This is a genomic window from Shinella sp. HY16 (assembly GCF_028534175.1).
Classification (GTDB): Bacteria; Pseudomonadota; Alphaproteobacteria; order Rhizobiales; family Rhizobiaceae; genus Shinella.
In genome coordinates this window covers 1-21,159 of the sequence record NZ_JAHYXL010000002.1, presented here as the reverse complement: position 1 = coordinate 21,159, position 21,159 = coordinate 1, and the positions used below count along the sequence as shown (strand labels likewise).

General features: G+C 59.9%; 20 protein-coding genes and 3 pseudogenes. 7 read left to right on the top strand and 16 right to left on the bottom strand.

The features are described from left to right. From K0P03_RS20180 to K0P03_RS20155, 6 genes are read right to left on the bottom strand one after another with little or no spacing between them, the layout of a single operon-like run. Positions 1 to 1,131 carry a M24 family metallopeptidase gene (locus K0P03_RS20180; protein ID WP_023514372.1) on the bottom strand — a complete coding sequence of 377 codons (1,131 nt, stop codon included), beginning with the start codon at positions 1,129 to 1,131 and terminating at the stop codon, positions 1 to 3. A gap of 4 nt (positions 1,132 to 1,135) precedes the next feature. Beyond that, positions 1,136 to 2,179, bottom strand: coding sequence for an ABC transporter substrate-binding protein (locus tag K0P03_RS20175; RefSeq protein WP_024270699.1), 1,044 nt, complete (start codon positions 2,177 to 2,179; stop codon positions 1,136 to 1,138). 23 nt (positions 2,180 to 2,202) lie between these two features. After that, the gene (locus K0P03_RS20170; RefSeq protein WP_024270700.1) at positions 2,203 to 2,901 is read right to left on the bottom strand and encodes a type 1 glutamine amidotransferase; all 699 of its coding nucleotides are present in this window, start codon (positions 2,899 to 2,901) and stop codon (positions 2,203 to 2,205) included. A gap of 2 nt (positions 2,902 to 2,903) precedes the next feature. Beyond that, on the bottom strand, positions 2,904 to 3,689 hold the full coding sequence (locus K0P03_RS20165) for an SDR family oxidoreductase (RefSeq protein ID WP_023515830.1): 786 nt from the start codon (positions 3,687 to 3,689) through the stop codon (positions 2,904 to 2,906). Further along, the gene (locus tag K0P03_RS20160; protein WP_272790517.1) at positions 3,689 to 4,612 is read right to left on the bottom strand and encodes a dihydrodipicolinate synthase family protein; all 924 of its coding nucleotides are present in this window, start codon (positions 4,610 to 4,612) and stop codon (positions 3,689 to 3,691) included. Before K0P03_RS20160 ends, K0P03_RS20165 begins: the two co-directional genes overlap by 1 nt. A 1-nt stretch (position 4,613) precedes the next feature. Beyond that, positions 4,614 to 5,447: a GntR family transcriptional regulator gene (locus K0P03_RS20155; protein WP_272816001.1), complete on the bottom strand. Its 834-nt coding sequence runs from the start codon at positions 5,445 to 5,447 to the stop codon at positions 4,614 to 4,616. Positions 5,448 to 5,460: 13 nt separating this feature from the next. Here K0P03_RS20155 and istA (K0P03_RS20150) point away from each other — a divergent pair, with 13 nt between their 5' ends. From istA (K0P03_RS20150) to K0P03_RS20125, 6 genes are all read left to right on the top strand, one after another. Continuing rightward, a complete protein-coding gene (istA, locus tag K0P03_RS20150) occupies positions 5,461 to 6,981 on the top strand; it encodes an IS21 family transposase (RefSeq protein ID WP_152007245.1) in 1,521 nt (506 codons plus the stop codon). Further along, complete coding sequence (gene istB / locus K0P03_RS20145) at positions 6,971 to 7,765, top strand: IS21-like element helper ATPase IstB (RefSeq protein WP_272790515.1); 795 nt, start codon at positions 6,971 to 6,973, stop codon at positions 7,763 to 7,765. Before istA (K0P03_RS20150) ends, istB (K0P03_RS20145) begins: the two co-directional genes overlap by 11 nt. 219 nt (positions 7,766 to 7,984) lie before the next feature. After that, positions 7,985 to 9,514: an IS21 family transposase gene (gene istA, locus K0P03_RS20140; protein ID WP_081870543.1), complete on the top strand. Its 1,530-nt coding sequence runs from the start codon at positions 7,985 to 7,987 to the stop codon at positions 9,512 to 9,514. Between the two features lie 12 nt (positions 9,515 to 9,526). Next, positions 9,527 to 10,264: an IS21-like element helper ATPase IstB gene (gene istB / locus K0P03_RS20135; RefSeq protein ID WP_023517565.1), complete on the top strand. Its 738-nt coding sequence runs from the start codon at positions 9,527 to 9,529 to the stop codon at positions 10,262 to 10,264. Positions 10,265 to 10,589: 325 nt separating this feature from the next. Further along, complete coding sequence (locus K0P03_RS20130) at positions 10,590 to 10,949, top strand: type II toxin-antitoxin system RelE/ParE family toxin (protein ID WP_272790514.1); 360 nt, start codon at positions 10,590 to 10,592, stop codon at positions 10,947 to 10,949. Further along, positions 10,939 to 11,262, top strand: coding sequence for a helix-turn-helix domain-containing protein (locus K0P03_RS20125; protein ID WP_024270705.1), 324 nt, complete (start codon positions 10,939 to 10,941; stop codon positions 11,260 to 11,262). The genes K0P03_RS20130 and K0P03_RS20125 overlap by 11 nt, the downstream gene beginning before the upstream one ends. A 169-nt stretch (positions 11,263 to 11,431) precedes the next feature. Here the strand turns inward: K0P03_RS20125 and K0P03_RS20120 are convergent, their stop codons facing one another. After that, positions 11,432 to 12,193, bottom strand: coding sequence for an NYN domain-containing protein (locus K0P03_RS20120; RefSeq protein WP_130519322.1), 762 nt, complete (start codon positions 12,191 to 12,193; stop codon positions 11,432 to 11,434). Positions 12,194 to 12,431: 238 nt separating this feature from the next. Next, complete coding sequence (locus K0P03_RS20115) at positions 12,432 to 13,124, bottom strand: TetR/AcrR family transcriptional regulator (protein WP_024270707.1); 693 nt, start codon at positions 13,122 to 13,124, stop codon at positions 12,432 to 12,434. A gap of 52 nt (positions 13,125 to 13,176) precedes the next feature. Here K0P03_RS20115 and K0P03_RS20110 point away from each other — a divergent pair, with 52 nt between their 5' ends. Next, the gene (locus K0P03_RS20110; protein ID WP_051758693.1) at positions 13,177 to 13,809 is read left to right on the top strand and encodes a hypothetical protein; all 633 of its coding nucleotides are present in this window, start codon (positions 13,177 to 13,179) and stop codon (positions 13,807 to 13,809) included. Between the two features lie 33 nt (positions 13,810 to 13,842). Here the strand turns inward: K0P03_RS20110 and scpB are convergent. The 8 genes and pseudogenes from scpB to repA all read right to left on the bottom strand — a co-directional run bounded on the left by scpB (position 13,843) and on the right by repA (position 21,159). After that, positions 13,843 to 14,498: pseudogene (gene scpB / locus K0P03_RS20105) on the bottom strand (SMC-Scp complex subunit ScpB). 34 nt (positions 14,499 to 14,532) lie between these two features. Next, positions 14,533 to 14,917, bottom strand: a pseudogene (locus K0P03_RS35620) (DUF1403 family protein). Beyond that, positions 14,878 to 15,435, bottom strand: a pseudogene (locus K0P03_RS35615) (DUF1403 family protein). The pseudogenes K0P03_RS35620 and K0P03_RS35615 overlap by 40 nt, the downstream one beginning before the upstream one ends. Before the next feature lie 249 nt (positions 15,436 to 15,684). Further along, positions 15,685 to 16,248: a hypothetical protein gene (locus tag K0P03_RS20095; protein ID WP_272790513.1), complete on the bottom strand. Its 564-nt coding sequence runs from the start codon at positions 16,246 to 16,248 to the stop codon at positions 15,685 to 15,687. 178 nt (positions 16,249 to 16,426) lie between these two features. Further along, positions 16,427 to 17,377, bottom strand: a complete 951-nt coding sequence (locus K0P03_RS20090; protein WP_272790512.1) for an omptin family outer membrane protease — start codon at positions 17,375 to 17,377, stop codon at positions 16,427 to 16,429. A 150-nt stretch (positions 17,378 to 17,527) separates the two neighbouring features. Further along, a complete protein-coding gene (repC, locus tag K0P03_RS20085; RefSeq protein WP_272790511.1) occupies positions 17,528 to 18,745 on the bottom strand; it encodes a plasmid replication protein RepC in 1,218 nt (405 codons plus the stop codon). Positions 18,746 to 18,946: 201 nt separating this feature from the next. Then, positions 18,947 to 19,948, bottom strand: a complete 1,002-nt coding sequence (gene repB / locus K0P03_RS20080) for a plasmid partitioning protein RepB (RefSeq protein WP_024270712.1) — start codon at positions 19,946 to 19,948, stop codon at positions 18,947 to 18,949. Next, positions 19,945 to 21,159, bottom strand: coding sequence for a plasmid partitioning protein RepA (gene repA / locus K0P03_RS20075; RefSeq protein WP_024270713.1), 1,215 nt, complete (start codon positions 21,157 to 21,159; stop codon positions 19,945 to 19,947). The genes repB and repA overlap by 4 nt, the downstream gene beginning before the upstream one ends.

Sequence of the window (21,159 nt, the reverse complement as noted above, 5' to 3'; positions counted from 1 at the left end):
TCAGGTCACGAAAAGCTGGCGGGGGAAGTTCGTCAGGCGCTCGTAGCCGGTCTCGGTGATCGCAATCGTTTCGGACATCCCGAAGCCCTTTGCCAGCACATAGGTATGGAAGGTCATGCCCGGTGCGAAGCTCCAGGTGCATCCGGGCGCGGCTTCAAGCGGCTCGCCGCCATTCGGCTCGAGCAGCAATCCGACGGAATAGAACGTCTTGTTGGTGTAGGTTTCCCGCAACCCGGCCGACAGGACGCCTTCACGATAGATCCGGTCGGGCACCGTGGCTTCCACGCCGGGGGCGACCTGGGCCAGCGCTTCGTCCTGAATCCCGATGAGCTGCTCGACCGTCCGCATGTCCTCGTCAGTCGCGCCTCCGACCTTCATCGGCCGCATGAAGCGTGCGTGATAGCGCCGGTGGTTCGGCGTCGTTTCGAGTTGCACGATATCGCCGTGCTGCAGGACCCTATCCGTATAGCCGCCGTGAAGGTGGAAAGCCCGCTCGCCGGAGGAGAGCACGCCAGGGCCTGGGGAATCGCTGCCCGCGAGGATCATCGCCGCGCAGATGGCTGCTGCCATATCCCGCTCGCTCGCACCGGCTTTCGCGGTCTCGATGCCCGCCCGCATGCCCGCTTCGGCGGCGGCCGCCGCTTTGCGCTGATAGGCGATTTCAGCCGGCGACTTGATCAGCCGCATGGAGGAAACCAGCCGGCTGCAGTCCACCCAGCTCGATTTCGGAAGCGCAGCCTGCAGGCCGGAAAGACGGGCCGCAGAAAGTGTCCAGGCGCCCATTTCGACCGCGAGGCGCGGACTGTCCCCGAGGCAAGCCGTGATAGCGGAAGCGGCCACCCGGGACTTGTCATCGGAATCGTTCCACATGGCGCGCCCCGGGAAGACGCAGGTGGAATCGAGATAATACTCTTCGACATCCCGGCAGATCACGACCGGATCGCCCGACGCCGGAATGATCGCGAACTGGAACGAGCTATATCCGCGCGTAAAGAAACCGGTGAGATAGGTGACGGTTTCCGGGAGAAAAGCCAGGAAGGCGTCGAAGCCGTCCTTCTTCAGCTCGGCCTGGACCCGAGCTACCCGGGACGCGAATTCGTCCCGGGAAAACCAGTAGTTCGTCTGTACCATGATCTCAGTCCTGCAGCAGTGCCGTGTATTTTTCGGTCATTGCGGTGGCGTGCTCTCCCCACCAGGCCGTATTCAGGAAGAGCGCACCCTTCAGACGGTCTGGCGTCGACGGCAGCCGTGCCTTTCTTTCGTCGTCGATCAGCGCCATGGCGCTCTCGGTGATCGGGCCGTAGGCGACATATTTGCTGAATTCCGCCTGCGCTTCCGGGGAAACGACGTAGTTCAGGAACTTGACGGCCGCATCCTTGTTGGGAGCGTTCTTGACGATCATGAAATAACCGACCTGGGCAACCGACTGGCCCCAGGTCATCTTGATCGGCAACTTCTCGTCGATGCCACCCTGGAACCGGCCATTCCAGCCGATCGCCATGGTCACCTCTCCGCTGCCCAGCGCCTGAACGGGCTGTGCGCCGCTAGACCACCAGACGGACACATGCGGCTTGATCTCAGCGATCTTGTCGAAGGCCCGCTTCACACCTTCCGGCGTATCGAGCACGGCGTAAACCTGATCGGCGGGTACGCCATCGGCAAGCAGCGCGATTTCGAGAACCTCGGAAGGGCTGTCCGGCATCGCGCGTTTTCCGGGAAATTTTGCGACATCCCAGAAGTCCGCGAACGTCTGCGGTTGCGGCCCGCTGTCCGGGAACTGCTCGGTCGAGAAGCCGATGACTGTCGAGAAGATTTCCGACGGAACGCCATAGGGATGGCGCGCCTCTGCAAGAACATGATCCTGATTGACCATTTCCGGCGTGATTTCCTCGAACAGCCCTTCGGCCTTCCCGCGCGAAAGGGCGTCCCCGCCGCCGGTCACGACGTCCCAGCTTACGGTGTTGGTGTCGACCATGCCTTTTATCTTGGCGATTTCCGGATTCGTATCCTGGACGACATCGATCCTCGTCTTTTCGTGGAACGGATCGATCCACGCTTTCGTGATCGCCTCCTGATAGGTCCCGCCCCAGCTGGAGAAGACGAATTCCTCTGCATGCGACGTGGAAGCGATGAGCATTCCAGCGGCGGCCACAGCCGCCAACAACAGGCTTCTAGACACTTGGTTTCCTCCCAATGATGTGTTCAGGCCAGGCAGTAACGAGCAAATTTCGTAATCATCGTCTTGGCGGGCAGGACATCGTCAGCGGCCTGCTTAAGCTGCTCGACGTCGGCGCCATCCTTCTCCAGGGTGCTCCTGTTTTCCTCGAACCAGATCGCCGCCTGTTCGCGGGAGATCTCCGGATGTCCCTGAATCCCCCAGATCGGCCGGTCGCGGTATCGCCAGATATGGTTGGGGCAAAGATCGGTGGAGGCGAGGATTGTCATGTCGGGGTGAGCCGCGGCGACCTCGTCATTGTGCCAGACGAACATATAGACCTGGTCGCCGAGGGAGTTTGCTATGGGGTCGCTCGCTGCGGCCTCCGACACGTTCAGCCATTTATAGCCGACCTCGCAGAACGAACGCCGGAAGACCTGATCACGGCCACACAGCGCGGAGGCGAGGATCTGGCTGCCGAAGCAGATACCGAGCATGGGAATGCCTGCCCGCTCGGCCTGCTGTAGCAATTCATGCTCCCGATGGATGAAAGGAATATCTTCGTAGGCGCCATGGGGGCTGCCGGAAACGAATATCCCGGAATAAGCGCTTAGATCGTTGGGGAAGTCGCCATCGTAGGCCCAGCGATAATCGATATCTAGACCGTGGCTTGCGAATGTATCCTCAAGCTTGGAGACGGTTTTGCACTCGGTGCCGTTCTGCAGGAAAAGCAGTGTCCGCTTCATGATCAAATTCCCTTGATAAGTCCCCCGTCGACGCGGATCTTGGATCCGGTGACATAGCTGGCGCGCGTGCTCGCAAGGAACGTCACGACATCGGCGAATTCCTGCGGATGTCCGTAGCGCCCCAGCGGGATCGCGGCCCGCGAGTTCGCTTGTATCTGCTCCACAGGGCGGTCGAGCCGCTTTGCGGCCGCCGTGTCGAGTTCCCCGACCCGCTCGGTGTCGATCCGGCCGGGCAAGACCACGTTGACGGTGATGCCGCTGGCAGCCACCTCGCTCGCGAGGGTCTTCGACCAGCCGAGCACGGCAGTGCGAATGCCGTTGGAGAGCGCGAGGTTCGGGATCGGCTGCTCGATGCCGGAAGAGCCGATCGTGATCACCCTGCCCCATTTCCGGTCCATCATCGGCGGCAACAGGCGGCCGGTCAGGTGGAACAGGTGCGCCGCCATGACCAAAAAGTGGGCCTGCCAGTCATCGAGGCGAGCCGAGAGCGCCGCACCGGGCGGCGGTCCGCCGCCGTTGTTGACGAGAATGTCGACACCGCCTTCGGCCAACAGGCGGTCTGCAAATGCATCGAGCGCAGCCCTGTCCGAAAGGTCTAAGGAGCAGGCTTCCACTCGCGCCGCAACCGGTTCGGCAAGCCGCGCGCGCCATTCGACGATCGCGTCCTCGCGCCTTGCTGCCGCGAAAACGATGGCGCCTTCACTTGCCAGGGACTGAGCAATTGCCGCACCGAGACCCCGGCTGGCGCCGAGCACAAGGGCGCGTTTTCCCTCAAGACCGAGATCCATCAGCCGAGTCCTCCCAGACGGCGCTCCTGCCGGGCAATGAGCGTTTCTATGTCGGCAATATCTGCGGCGCTCAGTTTCGCGCTGGGTTGGCGCAGCGCTGGAGATGCGATTGCACCACGGCGGGCCAGGACGTGCTTGCGAATGGCGAGACCAAGCCCCGGCTGCTGCTCGTATCGGGCAAGCGGCAGATACGCATCGAAGATATCGCGCGCGCGTTCCCGATCCCCGGCCGCATGGGCCTTGCAGACATCGACCATCATTTCGGGATAGGCAAAGCCCGTCATCGCGCCATCTGCGCCGCGGTCGAGTTCCTCCGGGAGGAACAGCCCGCCATTGCCTGCGAGAATACTGATGCGGCGTGCATCCGGCGCCGCCCTGAGTGCCGTGATCTTTGCAAGCCCGGGCCAATCCTCGTGCTTGAGCATGACGCAGCTCGGAACCGCCTTCACGATCTGCGTAATCACCTTCGGCGTGATCTGTACGCTCGTCACCAGGGGGAAATCCTGCAAGACCAGAGGGACGTCCTCGCCAAGCGTGCTCGCAACCATCTGGTAATAGCCGAGAATGGCATCATCGCTGCGCAACGTGCCCGGCGGTGCCACCATGACACCCGCCGCACCGACATCCATCACCGCAGCGGTCAGTTCCCGCATGGCCGCGAAGCCCGGGCTGGAAACGCCCACGACAACCGGCACGTCCTTGCCCGCGCGCGCGACGACCCGCCGGGTGACATCGAGACTCTCGGCCGCGGAGAGCTTCGGCGCCTCGCCCATCATGCCGAGGACGGTGATACCGGAAGCGCCTGCCTGGAGATAAAAGTCCGTTACACGATCAAGGCTCTCGTAATCGAGAGCGCCCGTTTCCGTGAACGGCGTGACCGCGATGATGTACACGCCCGTGGCAGCTTCTGACAGCAAGGCCATCTTAAAGTCTTCCTTTCGACAATGCCTGAACAATTCCGGCCCGCGCGTTTTCGAGATGACGGCTCATCGCCTCGGCCGCTGCCTGGCCATCCCCCGCCTCTATCGCGTCGATGATCGCAAGGTGCTCTTCCTTGCCGGCTTCAAAGCGGGACGGTATCCGCGAGAGTCCGAACATCCGGGTACGATCACGAAGTTCAACGACCATACGGGCCAGAAGCTTGTTTCCGGAGGCCTCGGCAATGGAAAGGTGAATCAGGTCATCGACACTCCAGTGGAGCGCCGGCACGACGCCTGAAGGATCGCGCATGTCGAGAATGGCATTGCGGATCGCCGTCACAGTCTCCTTGCTCATCCTGCCGGCCGCCTCCCTGGCCGCACCGACTTCAAGGAACAGGCGAACATTGAGGATCTCGATGATGTCCTCGACGGCAACACCCTCGACCAGGATCACCCGCCCGTGCCGACGCAGATACCCTTCCCCCTCAAGCCGACCGATCGCGGCGCGAATGGGCGTTCTGGACCGGCCGAGCCTTTCACCAAGGCCGCGCTCCGTAACGACGGCCCCTCCCGGCATTTCCCCTGAAACGATCATGCGCCGAATTTCTTCGAAGGCGCTTTGCGTGAGGGTGTCTTCTTCATTCTGCATTGCCCTGGCGTCCGCTTGGTATACCAATAATATCCCATATGAACACTGAATGGATGCCGAGTCAAATTGTATTCCGGTTTTAAGTTTGGGTGTTGGTTTCCACGCAGAACTGAGCCGGTTAGGCGCATAATTTCCATTGAGAATTGAGCCATGTGAACCTTCCCCCAACGCGGTGAGCGACGGGGGCAACGGAGTGATCCACATGGGACTTTTAAACATCATCCGTCGGATGGCGCTGCGCGAGAAGCAGTCGATCCGGGAGATCAGCCGGCGCACGGGGCTGTCACGCAACACTATCGCAAAGTATTTGAGTGCCGGCACGATCGAGCCGACGTTCACGGTTCCGGAACGACCGAGCAAGCTTGATCCTTTTGCAGACAAACTCTCTGGCTGGCTGAAGACCGAGGCCGGGAGGTCGCGCAAGCAGCGCCGAACATTGAAGCAGCTTCATGCCGATCTGATGGCTCTCGGCTTTACCGGCTCCTATGGTAGGGTCGCCGCGTTCGCTCGTGACTGGCGGACTGAGCAGCAGACAGCGAGCCGCGGCATATTCATTCCTCTGTCCTTCCGCCCAGGCGAAGCGTTCCAATTCGATTGGAGCGAAGATTATGCCGTGATAGGCGGCGAGCGCACGAAGCTGCAGGTCGCCCATATCAAACTATCACACAGCCGGGCGTTTCTGGTCAGGGCCTACCTGCTACAAACGCACGAGATGCTCTTCGACGCTCATTGGCACGGGTTCCGTGTGTTTGGCGGTGTGCCGGGTCGCGGCATTTACGATAACATGAAAACCGCGGTCGATCGCGTCGGTCGTGGCAAGGAGCGACAGGTCAATATCCGTTTCCTCGCGATGACGAACCACTACGTCTTTGCGCCTGAGTTTTGCAATCCCGCCGCGGGTTGGGAGAAGGGCCAGATCGAGAAGAATGTCCAGGATGCCCGGCCGCGACTTTGGCAACAGATGCCGGACTTTCCTGATCTGGCGGCATTGAATGCCTGGCTGGAACAGCATTGCCAGGACCTGTGGCGCGACACAGCACACGGCACCTTGCCCGGCACGATCGCGGACGTCTGGTCCGCGGAACAGCCAGCATTGATGGCGCTCCCCGCTGCGTTTGACGGCTTCGTCGAGCAGGGCAAACGTGTCTCTCCGACATGCCTGATCACCTTCGAGCGGAACCGCTATAGCGTGCCTGCATCGTTTGCGAACCGGCCTGTCAGCTTGCGGATTTATCCCGAGAGACTGGTTGTTGCAGCCGAGGGCAATATCCTCTGCGAACATCCGCGGATCATAGAACGCAGCCACGACAAACCACCGCGAACGATTTACGACTGGCGGCATTACCTTGCGGTCATCCAGCGCAAACCCGGAGCCCTGCGCAATGGTGCGCCTTTCCTGGAATTGCCGCGGGCCTTTCGACAGTTGCAGGACCAGATGCTGCGTCGCCTGGGCGGCGATCGTGAGATGGCCGATATCCTGGCTCTGGTGCTTCATCACGACGAACAGGTCGTCGTCAGGGCTGTGGAGCTGGCTCTGGATCAAGGCGTCGCGACCAAGACACATGTGCTGAACCTGCTGCATCGTCTGATCGATGGGAAAACGACTGACGGCCCTGACATCGACACGCCACAGGCGCTGACCTTGTTGCGTGAACCCAAGGCCAACGTCGAACGCTACGATGGCTTGCGTGTCCGGATCGTGGGAGGTCGCCATGCGTCATGATCCCGCAAGTGCCGCCGTCGTCATCATGCTGCGGAGCCTGAAGATGTATGGCATGGCCCAAGCCGTCACAGACCTGATTGAGCAAGGGGCTCCAGTTTTTGATGCGGCCGTGCCGATCCTGTCCCAGTTGCTGAAAGCCGAGATGGCCGAACGTGAGGTTCGCTCGATTGCCTATCACATGAAGGCTGCTCGCTTCTCAGCCTATAAGGACATCTCCGGGTTCGACTTCGCCGCCAGCGAAATCAACGAAGCGACGGTGCGCCAACTGCACCGATGCGAGTTCATGGACGGGGCGCAGAATATCGTGCTCGTCGGTGGGCCGGGCACAGGAAAAACACATGTCGCGACTGCCCTTGGGGTCCAGGCGATCGAGCATCACCGCCGGAAGGTCCGCTTCTTCTCGACCATCGAATTGGTCAATGCGCTCGAACAGGAGAAGGCCAAAGGCAAGGCAGGACAGATCGCTGAGACCCTGGTTCGCCTCGATCTCCTGATCCTCGATGAATTGGGATACCTTCCGTTCAGTGCCTCAGGGGGAGCGTTGCTCTTCCACCTGCTAAGCAAGCTCTACGAGCGCACCAGCGTCATTATCACGACCAACCTCAGCTTCAGCGAATGGGCAACCGTCTTCGGTGATGCCAAGATGACCACGGCTTTGCTCGATCGCCTGACCCACCGTTGCCATATCCTGGAAACAGGAAACGACAGCTTCCGCTTCAAGGCCAGCTCGGCCGCAGCAGCTCAGAAGAGAGGAGAAAAGGCCAATCCCTTGACCAAAGCCTGATCAGAAAACCATACTCAGAGGTGGCTTGCAAATTCCGAGGCAATCCGCGCCCTGATTCCGAAATGATCTCGCCCCTCCATTCCGAGAAATAGTCGCCCCCTTGTTCCGAGATGATGCCGCCCCCTTTGGAAGGGATGTGGCGTGGGGGTTCTGCCGGTGTGAAGTTCCTTCCGTCGATGTTGACGAGGAAGGAACGGGATGCCTGCGGAGAGACTGGAGATGCGGCGTGTCCGCGAGATACTGAGATATCGTTTCGAACAAGGACTGGGCCACAAATCGATTGCGGTTCGGGTCGGGGCAGCACCGTCGACGGTGCGCGAGACGCTGCGGCGGGCAACGGTTGCGGGTCTTTCGTGGCCGTTGGGTGATGACGTGAGCGATGCCGTCCTGGAGGCGGCGCTCTACAAATCGGCAGGGACGAAGACGGGTCATCGCCGGGCCCCCGAGCCGGACTGGGCCGAGGTCCATCGCGAACTCAAGCGCAAGCACGTGACGCTGCAAATTCTCTGGGACGAATACATGAGCCGTTATCCCGACGGCTACCGCTACAGCCGGTATTGTGACCTCTATCGCGGCTGGGCGCTGAAGCTGCCGGTGACGATGCGGCAGGAGCATGCTGCCGGCGACAAGCTGTTCGTCGATTATGCCGGTGACACGGTCACGGTCGTCGTTGATCGGCTGTCGGGCAAGACGCGACAAGCACACCTGTTCGTGGCGGTTCTGGGAGCGTCCAGCCTGTCTTATGCGCAAGCGCGCTGGACAGAGACGCTACCCGACTGGGTCGAATGCCATGTTCAGGCGCTGGAATTCTTCGGCGGCTCGCCGGCGCTTCTGGTTCCTGATAATGCCAAGGTGGCGATCATCAAGGCCTGCCACTTCGACCCCCAGGTCAACAGGACCTATTGCGCCATGGCGGCGCACTATGGGAGCGCCGTTCTTCCGACACGGCCGCGGCGGCCGCGCGACAAGGCGAAAGTGGAGGCCGCGGTTCGTATTGCCGAGCGCTGGCTGTTGGGCCGGCTGCGTCATCGGGTCTTCTACAGCCTGGCCGACGTGAATGCGGCGATCGCCGAACTGCTTTGCGACCTCAACGATAAACGCGTTCTGCGCCGGGTCGGCGCTACCCGTCGCCAGCTATTCGAGGAACTCGATCGTCCGGCTCTGCGGCCATTGCCTGTCGAGCGCTATGTCTTCGCCGAGTGGCGTATCCGGCGTGCCGGACTGGATTACCACGTCGAGATCGAACGGCATTACTACTCCGTTCCCTATCGCTTTGCCCGCGAGCAGGTCGAGGCGCGCATCACCGCCAACACGATCGAGATATTCCACAAGGGCGAGCGGATTGCCGCGCACCGCCGCTCGAGCGGCAATGGCAAACACACGACCATCCCCGATCATATGCCTTCGGCGCATCGTCGGTTTGCCGACTGGACGATCGAACGCATTCGGCGCGAAGCCTCTGCCATGGGACGGGATGTCGAGCTTTTGTGCGAGCGCATTCTTGCCGACCGGCCGCATCCTGAGCAGGGCTTTCGCGCCTGCCTCGGAATTATCCGCCTTAACAAGAGCTTCGGCCGCGACAGGGTCAATGCCGCTTGCGCCCGAGCGCTGGAGATCGGGGCTCGGACCTATGGCTCAGTGCGCTCCATCCTCGACAATCACCTCGACCGGACGGCGAGCTCGAATGGTGCCGCCTCGCACGAACCGATCCACCACGAGAACATCCGCGGACCTCGCTATTACCACTAAGGAGAACGAAGAATGCTTGCTCATCCAACACTTGATAGACTGAACGCCATGGGCCTGGCGGGCATGGCCAAGGCCTTCGGCGAACTCGTTGCCAACGGCGAAGCCGAACATCTCTCGCATGCCGAATGGCTCGGACTGCTGCTCGAGCGGGAATGGAGTTCCCGCTACGACCGCAAGCTTGCCACGCGCCTCAGGTTCGCCAAGCTTCGCCATCAGGCGACGCCCGAAGATGTCGACTATCGCGCCGAACGCGGCCTCGATCGTGCGCTCTTCATGAAGTTGCTCGGTGGTGACTGGATCGGCGCTCACGACAATCTCGCTATCTGCGGCCCCTCAGGCGTCGGAAAGAGCTGGTTGGCATGTGCCCTCGGCCATAAGGCTTGCCGCGACGACCGTTCCGTTCTCTATCAGCGCGTTCCTCGGCTCTTTGCCCAGCTCGCGCTCGCCCGCGGTGACGGCAGATACGCCAGGCTGCAACGCACCCTGGGCCATGTTCAGGTCCTGATCCTGGACGACTGGGGTCTTGAGCCGCTCAACGAACAGGCCCGTCACGATCTTTTGGAAATCCTCGAGGACCGCTACGGCCGTCGATCGACGATCATCACCAGCCAGCTCCCCGTATCTGCCTGGCACGGCGTCATCGGCGATCCCACCTATGCCGACGCCATCCTGGATCGCCTCGTCCACAATGCCCATCGCATCGAACTCAGCGGAGAGAGCCTACGCCGAAATCTGCCGCGCAAAGCTTGACACATCACTCGAACGAACTGACAACAATCACTGCCTGCAGACCCCTTGAAACAGGGGGCGAGATCGTCCCGGAATCCGGGGGCGCAATCATCTCGGAACAAGGGGGCGGCTTCATCGGAATCGGCAGTGGCTCACTTCGCGGTGGAAAAACCGGCTCAGTTCCGCGTGGAAACCAACATTCTGGAGGCCGACAGTCCGCTGGCGGAATATCGCAAGATCACCGACGAGATCTTGAACCGCATGCCGGATGAGGACCGCTATGGGAGGCGGCATAGATCTCCTATTAAAATCTTGATGGATGTAGCACCTAGTGCTATATAGACCGATGTCAGAACGAGTGTTGAAAACAGCGTGGTTTGCCAAGGCGGCAAAGAAAGCGCGCATCTCCGACAAGGCTTTGTCGAAGGCAATCGATCAGGTTGCCCTTGGACAGGCCGACGATCTTGGCGGTGGCGTCTTCAAGAAGCGCCTCAACGACAACATGCATCGTTCAATTGTTCTGGCGAAGGCCGGGGAGTTCTGGGTGTTCGCCTATCTCTTCGCCAAGAAGGATCGGGCGAACATCGACGACGACGAGCTTCTAGCGTTCCGGAAACTCGCAGACCTCTACCGTGCCAAGTCGAAAGCCGACCTCGAAGCGGAACTCGAGATTGGCGCCTTACTGGAGATTGATCATGGCGACTAAACGCAAGTTCAAGAGCGATGCGTTCGAGGCAATCCATAGCGCTGTCGAAGGCATGCTTGCGGCTGGGACTATCGACAAGGAAACGATGCGGACCTTCGATGAGGATTGCCTTGTGATCCCGCAGGAACTGTCACCTGGCGAGATCAAGGCGCTCCGCGAGGACAACCATGTCAGCCAGCCGGTCTTTGCCCGTTATCTGAACACGAGCCAGTCGACGGTTCAAAAGTGGGAAACCGGTGCCAAGCGCCCAAGCGGGCCAGCGCTCAAGCTCCTGTCGCTCGTGCAAAAGCACGGGCTGCAGATGCTCGCGTAACTCGATCTCCCCTGCATGGGTAGCATTCGAACGTTGAGAAAGTCCGAATAGACCTATACCGTCCGCATCATTCGAGTTTCCTGGGCTTCCAGATGACAAAGCGCCTTGGCCACCAGAGCGTGCATCAACGAGACGCACAAGGCTGCCGTGTTCGCGCGATTAAACCAAGTCAACTCGTCGACGCAGCCGCATTCGGTTTCTTGCTGGGCTGCGGTTTGATGCGGATTTTGAGCACACCACCTTGAGGATGGTCGATATCGAAGGCGTTCGTTTTTCGCACGAGATCACTCAGTTTGCGGAAACCATAGGTGCGCGGGTCAAAGTCGGAGGCAATATTCGCAAGGTTTGCACCGATGGCGCCGAGCGGAACCCAGCCATCTTCGCTCTCTATCTGCATGATGACTGTCCGGATAATGGGAATAGCGGCTGATGGCGGCTGCAGCGGTATTGCATTGAGTGTTGTTTCCGGCGCGTTACCGGGCGCGCCGGGCAACAGATTTTCTGTGTAGACGAACCGTCGGCATGCCTGACGGAAACTCTCGGGCGTCTTCTGTTCGCCAAACCCGAACACATCGATGCCCTGCTCGCGGATTCGGGCAGCAAGTCTCGTAAAATCGCTATCGGACGACACCAGGCAGAAACCATCGAAACGTCCGCTGTGGAGCAGATCCATGGCATCGATCACAAGCGTGATATCGGATGCGTTTTTGCCCGTCGTATAGGCAAACTGTTGCTGAGGGATGATAGCGTGCTTCGAAAGCACATCAGCCCATCCCTTGGATCGAACGCTGGAGAAGTCACCGTAGATGCGACGAACACTCGCTTCACCTATCCTCGCGATTTCCTCAAAAAGACCATCCGCGATCTTCGCCGACGCGTTATCGGCATCAATGAGAACGGCTAAGCGGGGTGAGCGAGGCTCCGATGGCATGTGTCATCCCTCATCAGACTGTCCTGGACCCGAGGATACAGTAGGTATCTCAATTGCGACCTACCGGCCCTTGGTACCTTCGTCGAGTTCGAGCACAACATGCCCAAATACGCTTTTTGCAATGCCTAAATGCTAGCATTCTACCCGGCTTCTTCCTCCATAGGTTTACGGAGCTCCAAGACGGAATTCAACAACTTGACGTTCACTATCCAGCCTCTCTCAAACCCGACAATGACCGTCAAGGCGTGGCTTGGCGACTACCAATCATGTCGATGAACAGGTCTACCGCCTCTGACATTGCATCCTGGGCCGGCTTCTCGACGCGCCATTCGGTAAAATGACCATCGATCCACATGCGGCACAGACCGTAGATGAAGGCGCGCGCTGAGAGCATCAGCGCGTCCGGGGCGATCGCCGATGCAATCTGTCCATCTGCCTGTCCGCGGGCGATCAGGTCGAGCATGATCAGCCGGATCGCCTCTGTTTCGCCTGTCAGCTTGAGCGAGCCGTGAAAGTCGATCAGCGTGCGCGAGGCGATCACGTTGAAGTGCGTCGGATTGGCGAGCGCCCAGCCGAGATAGCCACGTGCGATGGCGCGAAGCGCTTCCACCGGATCGGCGTCACCAGTCGATGTGAGTTCGGCCTGCACTCGCTCGGTGAGCCGCCCCATCGCCTGTTCGGCCACGGCCGTCATCAAGGCCGTCTTATTGGCGAAATGACGGAAGGGTGCAGCCGGAGAGACCCCGGCCCGCTTGGCTGCCTCGCGCACCGAAACGGCATCGACCCCCTTCTCCTCGATCAGGGCGATCGTAGCGGTGACAAGCTCCTCGACGAGGTTGCCGTGATGATAAGGCGTGCGTGATGTCGATGATTTTGCCATCGCCTTTGATAGCGGCTCCCGCGCTTCGATGTAAGCGGCGTAAACATTCACTTGACAGTTTTCCCAAGATGTATGTAAACACCGCTTACATTGGAGGGAAATCATGCAGCAAACCCTGAGAAACCGATCTACCCGATCTCTCGAAAGCTGGGCGGTGACGGGCTGGCTATGCGCCGCAGTCGCTGTAGCCTGCTTTAGCGTGACGGCATTCGCTACAGATCCGACCGAGGCAGCACGCATGGCGATCCGCTTGACGGCTCGCACATCGCTATTGCTGTTCCTGTTGGCCTTTTGCGCCTCAAGTCTGGATTTTCTCTGGCCGTCAGCAGCAACGCGCTGGATAAAGGCGAACAGGCGGAGCTTTGGACTGGCGTTTGCCTTTTCGCACCTGCTGCATGCAGTTGCGATCGTGGCGCTCTCGCAGTTCAATCCGGTTCTGTTCGACGAGTTGACCGCACCGGCGGCCTTTGTTGCTGGCGGAACGGCCTATTTCGTCATCATCTTGATGACCTTGACGTCGTTCGACCGCGTCTCGGAAATCGTTGGGGCTAGGATTCGCGGTATCATCCACAGTGGTGGTATCTGGTTTCTTCTGCTGTCTTTCGTCATCAATTTCGGCCGCCGCGCCGTGATGACCCCGGAAATGTACTGGCCCTACATGGCGCTGCTTGCCGCCGCGATTGTTGTCCGGATCGCCGCCCACGTCCTGAGGCGAACGGCGCGAACGTTGGCTTGAACCGTCGTAGTTTAACCCCGAGCCTGGCCAGGTTTACTCCGCCTCCTCACCATCCACATCGGCCAAGAGTTGCTCTTTCTGAACCGCCTGCCGGCTGAGCAGCCCCGCATCCTGCAACGCATCGATATCCGGCAGATCACGCAGCGTCTGCAGGCCGAAGGCCGAAAGGAACTGCTTTGTCGTGACCTAGGTATACGGCGCCCCGGCGTCGGGCTGCGCGGGCCGGAGGCGAGGAAGTTGGCGTTGCGCAGGGTGGCGGTCGTGTCTCGGCTGATCTCCTTGCCGAAGGTCTTTGACAGGTCGCTGCGGGTGATCGGTTGGAAGTAGGCGATGACCATCAGGATCATGGCCTCGAATTCGGGCACCGCAGGTGCCCCTCCCCGTGTCGGGGCCTTTGACGCCCGGATCGCGGATGCGAAAGCCGAACGGCTTCGGTGCTGCCAGCCGCCGGCGACGGCGACGATCTCGTAGAGGCGGGAACGAAGTTCTTTCTGCGGGTCGTCGATCAAGAGGTCGATACTGCAATCCCTACCGACGACGCGCGCGAGCGTCTCGCGGCTGACCGGCTCGGCCGAGGCAAAGATTACGACGTCGACCCGCAGCATCCATCCGCGCCAGCGCAGCTCCGGCGGCAGATCCCCCAGCTCCCGATCCAACAAGCGTTCGCTTGCGTCCATCGTCCGAGACATCCGTGTTTTGCCGGGGCATCCGGTTCCGCCATCGTCACAATCCATAGATCCGAAAGGCGCTGCGGCCGGACAACTCGCGTACCGCATCAAATGCCTCCAGCCGGTCGAACAGCCGGATCGCTGCCCAGCGAGAGAGAGGTGCCGGGCGCCGAGGCAGCCACCGCATCCTCATTTAGCAGGGCCTGGATGACAGCGCCGGCGCCTTTCGTCCGAACCTTTGGCACCGCAGCGCGCAGCGTCTCGGCGCGGCGCGCGATCTCGCCGGCGGTGCGCAGGGCCGCGCCCCTTCCCTCGATGAGGGCAAGGCAGACAGCGCGGGCAAAGGCTGGCTCGCCAGGGCGCACACGGCCCCTGCCACAAGCGTCTTGAAGGCCGGCCCTTAGCGTTCCGCCATCAGCAGCGGCACGGCATAATCCCATTTCAGCTGCGCGGCGATCAGCAGGTCGCCCAGCATCCAGGCGAGCGATTCGGCGTCCGGGCGCGCCGCCTGGATGGACGTGACCAGGTCCGCCGCAGCCAGCGGCGCCGAGCGGCCGGACTGCAGTACATCATTGGCATGGTCGACCGCCGTCGCCATCCAATCGTCCAAGGCCAGCCCCAACAGATCGGCAAGCTCGGCCACCGCTTTCGACGAGAAGGCGGGTTTTCAGGTGGAAAGCCTTTTGGTCGCCAAAAACACCCTTCCAGCCAGGCTGGGATCGCCGCCCGCGGCCGTCAGAAGAACGGCGTCGCGCAGTGCTGCCTCGTCCTCGCTGCGGCCCATCAGTCGGACGGCGACGGCAGCACATTTGAGGGCTGGCACGCGCGCCAGCAGCCGGCACCAGATGGGTGCGGAGCGGACAAGATCGTCCGGCTCGCGGCCGCGCGGCAGGGCCCAGCCGGGCAAGCCGGCCGGGAGTACCGGCGAGGCGACGAGAGGGGTGACGGGCGAATCCATGGCCGCCATCCTATAGTGAGTGTGCGGTTTATGCTATAGATTCATATAATAATCGCACGGCCTGCCTTCTCGTTAAAATGGCGGATAAGATTGCCTTATCGGTCATTCTATCAAATTTAAGGCAGATACGGCAAAATCGGTGTTGAAGCTTCCCTCGCAGCTGCCGATGTTAAACATCGGCTCGCCCATATAACGTTAATCGGCCGACTGGAGAAAGAAGTATTTCTCAAGCCGAGAGCCGAGTGCGGCTCATGCAAAGATCGCCGTTGCGCCAAGGACGAAGGCTATTGCGGTGCCGAGCGCGCATCCGACGACCGTCTTGCTTCTCGCCAGGGCGGCCGTGCAAAGCAGCGTATAATAGGTCAGGTTCAGGCTGGCCCAGAGGGCGATATCCACCGGGGGCCACGGCGTCGTGAAGGCCAAGGTGGCGGGCGGGATCTGGGTTAGCAGGTTGCTCGCCAGGACGCAGAAGGCGACCTCCCGTCGGTGCGCCATGATATGGTCATCAAGCGTGTCCGTCTCCGTGGCCTTCGGGAAAACCTGCGTGGCAGCAAAGTAGTAAAGCAGTGCGACGAGAGTTACGGCGAACGCTACCGGATAGCTGATTTCGGGGAGCTGACGGTATGCCCAGGCATTCATCCAGAACGTAATCAGATCGACGAGAAGAAGGATCCCGAACAAGGGAGCAACGAAACCAAGCTTGCGGGTGTGGCGTTCGTCATAGGCCCGCGAGAAGCCTGATACCACTTCGGCGACCGCAAAGCCGAGCAACAGTCCGTAGAAACCGAACATGAAACCGAAAGCGTCGCTCATTCAATGTTCCCCGGTGGCCTGGAAAAGTCGTGTTGGCGCCCTCTAAGGGCATTCTGAAACAGTTTTGCCATGCTGCTAGGCCATATGCGTGTCTTGCTACCTGACAAAGAAGCCCCTCCTCCAGGTGATCCTTGCGAGAGCAAGGCAATTCCGTTGAACTGGCCTCCGCTCGGCCACTCTAGAAGCGGGCGCGAAGCCCCATCTGGAACGACATGGTTCTCAACGAGGCACCGGCGGCATTCCTGTAGAGGGTTGCGGTTCCGCTCGCTGTTTCCGTCGAATTCAAGTCCCCCTTCCTGCGAAAAAAGTTCTCGAAATTGCCAGCGATATAGAAGGACGCCGTATCCGTGAGCTGATAATCGACTGCGACATTGAGCATCAGGACCGGCGCCACCTTCATATCACCGAAGAATCGGGTCCCGGTCAGCCAGTGATCATCCTGATCGTTGATGCCTGTCGTCAGGCCACCCTTGATACTACCCGCAAGGGTCAGACGGTCGAAGCGTGTTGAACCGTCGATTCCGACAAAGACTGTCGGGATTTCTTGTTTGTAGGAAATGGCGTTTACGTCTGCGGGAAGGTCGCCAATGTCGTTGCGCAGACCACCGTCGCTGTAGATATACGAACCGCCAAAGGCTTCCCAGCGGACCTCGGTATACTTGAAACCGCCGCCAAGGCTGACATTGGTGCTTTCATCCGCGAAGATATCCCGGCCGATTTCGAGCGTACCGCTGAAATAGTAGTCGAGACGGGTATCAGGGTGAACGGAACGATCACTCCAACCGTTCATGCTCTGGTCAATGGCAAAGCCCGGGACCCAGTCGTAGTCGACCATGTGGCCGTCACCGCCAAAACCAAGGTCTACCCTCCCCTTGACGTGCCAATTTCCCTCAAGTTCAGCCCCGGCAGCTGCCGTATAGACCACCACTCCGTCCGTATCCCAGTCCAGCTGGCTGGCCTTGTCGTTCCCGAGATAGACATATTCACGCGCTTCGATCGACATGAGGCCGACACTCCCGGACAGCCAGAAGGTTCCGTCTGTGGCGCGGGCGATCAGATCGTTGGCTCGTGCACTGGATATGCCGAACACCAGGGCAATCAAGGCGTATTGAAGTGTTTGAATTTTCATCAACGATCCCTCCGGCATGGCCGGTCTACTACTGGCGACAGACGAACTCTTTCTCAACGACTTCGTCTCACGAACCTCAAGAAGACGAAGCAGCGTTGCAGATTTGCATAGGATTTTCGGCGCCACCCTCTCGAACAGAGGCGATACTTGTCATGCTCTCAGCCTTTCATCGGCGGTATTTGCCTTGAGCGCCGCCATGACCATTGGGCCAAGACCGAACTCGCCGCGTGCCGCCTTTTTCGTCAAGTCTCGAAGATAACCCCCGGCAGAGTTGATGTGCTCTGCTCGCTCAAGGATACAGGCCATGGCGATAGCTGCATTTTCCGCCCCCATCACCTGACATGCCGCTTGATAGGCAGATGGGCTGACGCCCAGCATGGAGCGAACGACGACTGCTGCCGCCATCAGATCCCGCCAATGGGCTATCTGGCCGGTCGGGGTGTAGTCGGCCAGTTGGGGGCAGGCCTTTAGCACCAATGCCAAAGGAAACGTCCTCAACGGCTCGGCAGACCGTTGCGGTTTGCGCGCTGTGATTTCGTCCAGCTCTTTTCCAAAGCGTGGTTCAAGTTCATGAGTAGAGTCAGGATCTGAATTCTGTATGTGGCATCCACTATGGATATCATTGGCGTCTATATTTCCTACATTTAGCTGTATTTCCAACCGGTTGACGATTTCCTCGCGAAGTTTTTCCATCTTGTCGAGAACGGCTTGGATCTGTTCATGGCGAGGCGAGCGTGGAAGGCTTGCTACGAGCCCGAGGAAGATGTTCTCCATTGTGGCCCAATCGCCATCGGCCCCCTCCTCCATGGCAGCCGATATGAGCTTGCGGATGTCGCGCCGGCAAAGCGTCAGCGCCTCCCTGGTGCGCTTGAACCGGAGACGTTCTGCGGCGACCCGTTGAGCATAGGCAGCGAGCTCGGCGGTGCGCGCGAGCAGGGGCGCAAGGCTGAAACCGAACGCGGCTTCGATCTCCCCTCCTCTGCCCCTGTGGGCGTAGCGTTTGCCATTTGGGCTGTCCCGGCGCTCGATCAAGCCGGCATTAACGAGCGCGGAAAGATGCCTGCGCAGCGTCGTCCCCGCGATTCCATGGGCACGGATGGATAGCTGGGCGTTTGATGGGAACACCACCAGTCCGCTTCCCTCATTGGAGAGGGTAGAACCCGGATAGAAGCTGAGCAATGCATGGAGCACGGCTAGCGACCGGTCTTGGAGGTCGAAGATATCCTTCGCCTCGCAGACGTCCCGGAAGATTTTCCACTTATCAGCCGTCTTGTTGGGGCTGCATTCGGCTGTCGCAAGCTGGTTTTTCACCAGGGCAAGCGTCATCGACCGCCGCCCGAAAGGCGTCGTCACATGTCCACTCTGCATTTCCTTCACCTTTCTACAGGCAAAAGGAAACCGCTCGCCAAAACGGCGCCAAAAACTCTTGACTGTGATTCGTGGAAATGCGATTCTCAGGATGCTACTACTGAGGAGGGCTTCCACGACGGCAACGTTTGGGGGCCTTTTCCTTTTGTGCTGGTCTCTCCTTTTCGACCGTTTTGGTCTGGTTGCTCCTTCCGCGCCCTCTTACGAAGGGTCGGAAAATTCTCCGTATTCATGCATCAGCGCCGGCATTCGTTTGGCCAACCAATGCGCAAATGCCTTCTCCTTTTTGGGGATCGTGAGCGTCATTCCCGACGCTGCATTCTTCATCCGGCCAAAAACCCGTGCGCCAAGGGTGAAATCGATCGTTTCGTCCGCTTCCACCACATCAGGCGTCACCGGCATGCTGCTTGCAGCACGCATCGCCTGGGCAATTCGCTCTAGGTTGTCCGCCTTGCGGAACTCGGGAGCCCGAACCACCTTCCGTACGGCTTCAAGCCGTCCCGGTTCCTTCAGAAGCTCCGCAAACGCCGTCCATTTTGGACGGCCAACACCCCTTGCCCTGCCGATTGCAAGGATGACATCGTCCGGTACAACGGCTGTAACCCGGAAGAGATGGGATACAGCCGCTTCGGAAAGACCCAAGATTGGGCATATCGCTCGATGCGAGAGACCGGCGCCTTTCAGCTGGACTGCCCACATCGCCTGTTCGATCCAGGTGAGGTTCTCGCGCACGCCATTTTCGAGGGACTGTTCCTCGATCAGCTGGCGATCGGTCAGATCACGCACATAGGCCTTTATCTTGATCGTCTCCGGTCGTTCGGCATCTCCCATGATCGCTTTGATTGCCGCCCATCGACGATATCCGTAGGCCAGCTGATACTGGCCGGGCTTTGTCGGATGTGGCCGGACAAGAACCGGTATCTTCTGACCTTCGCTGGCGATCGATATCTTGAGAGCCTCAAGCGCCTGATCGGCCTCCTCGTCATTGTCGAAGCGATCCTTGAACGGGGACCGCTCAACCTTGTCGGGGTCGAGCGAGATGATGCTGTCCTCGGTCAATTGGGTGAGGACCCGGCCGACATTGGAAATGACGGGCGACGAATGTCGGCGGGATGGCAACATCTTCTCCTGCGCGTCCGACGCCGGTACCGCATCTCCGCGGTTTTCGGCATCGGTCATTCGTTGAAGAATGCTCTTCTTCATGCGCTACGCCCCCATACCTTTTGGACCAGACCGAGGATTTCGAAGTTCACGCGGTCAGCGCTCTCGATGGCGCGCTTGAGCGCCTCGCGACCCACCTCCCCCGCCTCGAGTTCGTACAGTGTTTTCTTGGCAACTGCCGCGCCGGCGATTGCGGTCGATTCCAATGCTTCGGCGACAAGCACGTCGTCCCCGAACAGCCTGCGCATCACGCCGGACATGTATTTCTGTGGCCCGTCGTTGGGGTTCACACGGGTCAGCAGGAAGCGGAAGAAGTCATGCTCGAACCGTGCACCGAACTGCCCGAGAACTTCGGAGAGATCGGAGATCATGATGAGGAACTGGTTGCAGGACGCCACATCGAGCATGGCAGGATGAACGGTGATGATCAGTGAGGTGGCTGCATAGAGGGCCGCAAGCGTTGAATAGCCCAATGATGGCGGCGTATCGAGAATGACGATGTCGTAGCGATTTTCGACATGCGAGAGGGCATTGCTCATGCGCTCGAAAAAGAGGCCAAGATCATCACGGTTCCGCGAGGTCAGGTAGGACGGTGTGTCAAACTCAAAATCCATGAGCTCGAGGTTGCCCGGGACGAGATCGACACCCGGGAAATAGGTCGGGCGGATGACATCGGCCAGCGAACGGCGCTCGTTGTCATATCGAATGGCGGCGTAGGCCGTTTCGTTTTCACCCAGATCAAATTCGGGCTGGATACCGAAGAGTGCGGTCATCGATGCCTGGGGGTCCAGATCGATGCATAGGACCCGATAGCCCTGAAGACCCAGGAAGTGCGCCAAGTGGATCGACGTGGTGGTCTTCGAGCTGCCGCCCTTGAAATTCGCAGTGGCGATGACTTGCAGCTTTTCCCCGTTGCGCCGCTGGGGAAGAAGCTCCTTGGCCTCATCCGGACGAAGTGCGGCGAGAAACGTGCGGAGCTCCTTCACCTGTTCCACGGTGTAGGTCCGCCTGTTGTTTTCGGCTCTTTCCGGCTGGGGCCCCTTTCCTTCGATCGTCAGCTGTCGGAGAGTGCTCTCCGGAACTTTGAGAAGGCGAGCGAGGTCGGTGGTTGAGAATGTCCGCGCGAAGGTCTTTCTTGCCGTTGGAAAATAGGCGGTCTCGCGCATATCATGCAGTTCGGCCGAAAGCTTTGCTGTGTAGCCCTCGATCTTCGATGCGGTATCTCTGACGTTGTGAGAAGCCGAGTGAAGCAT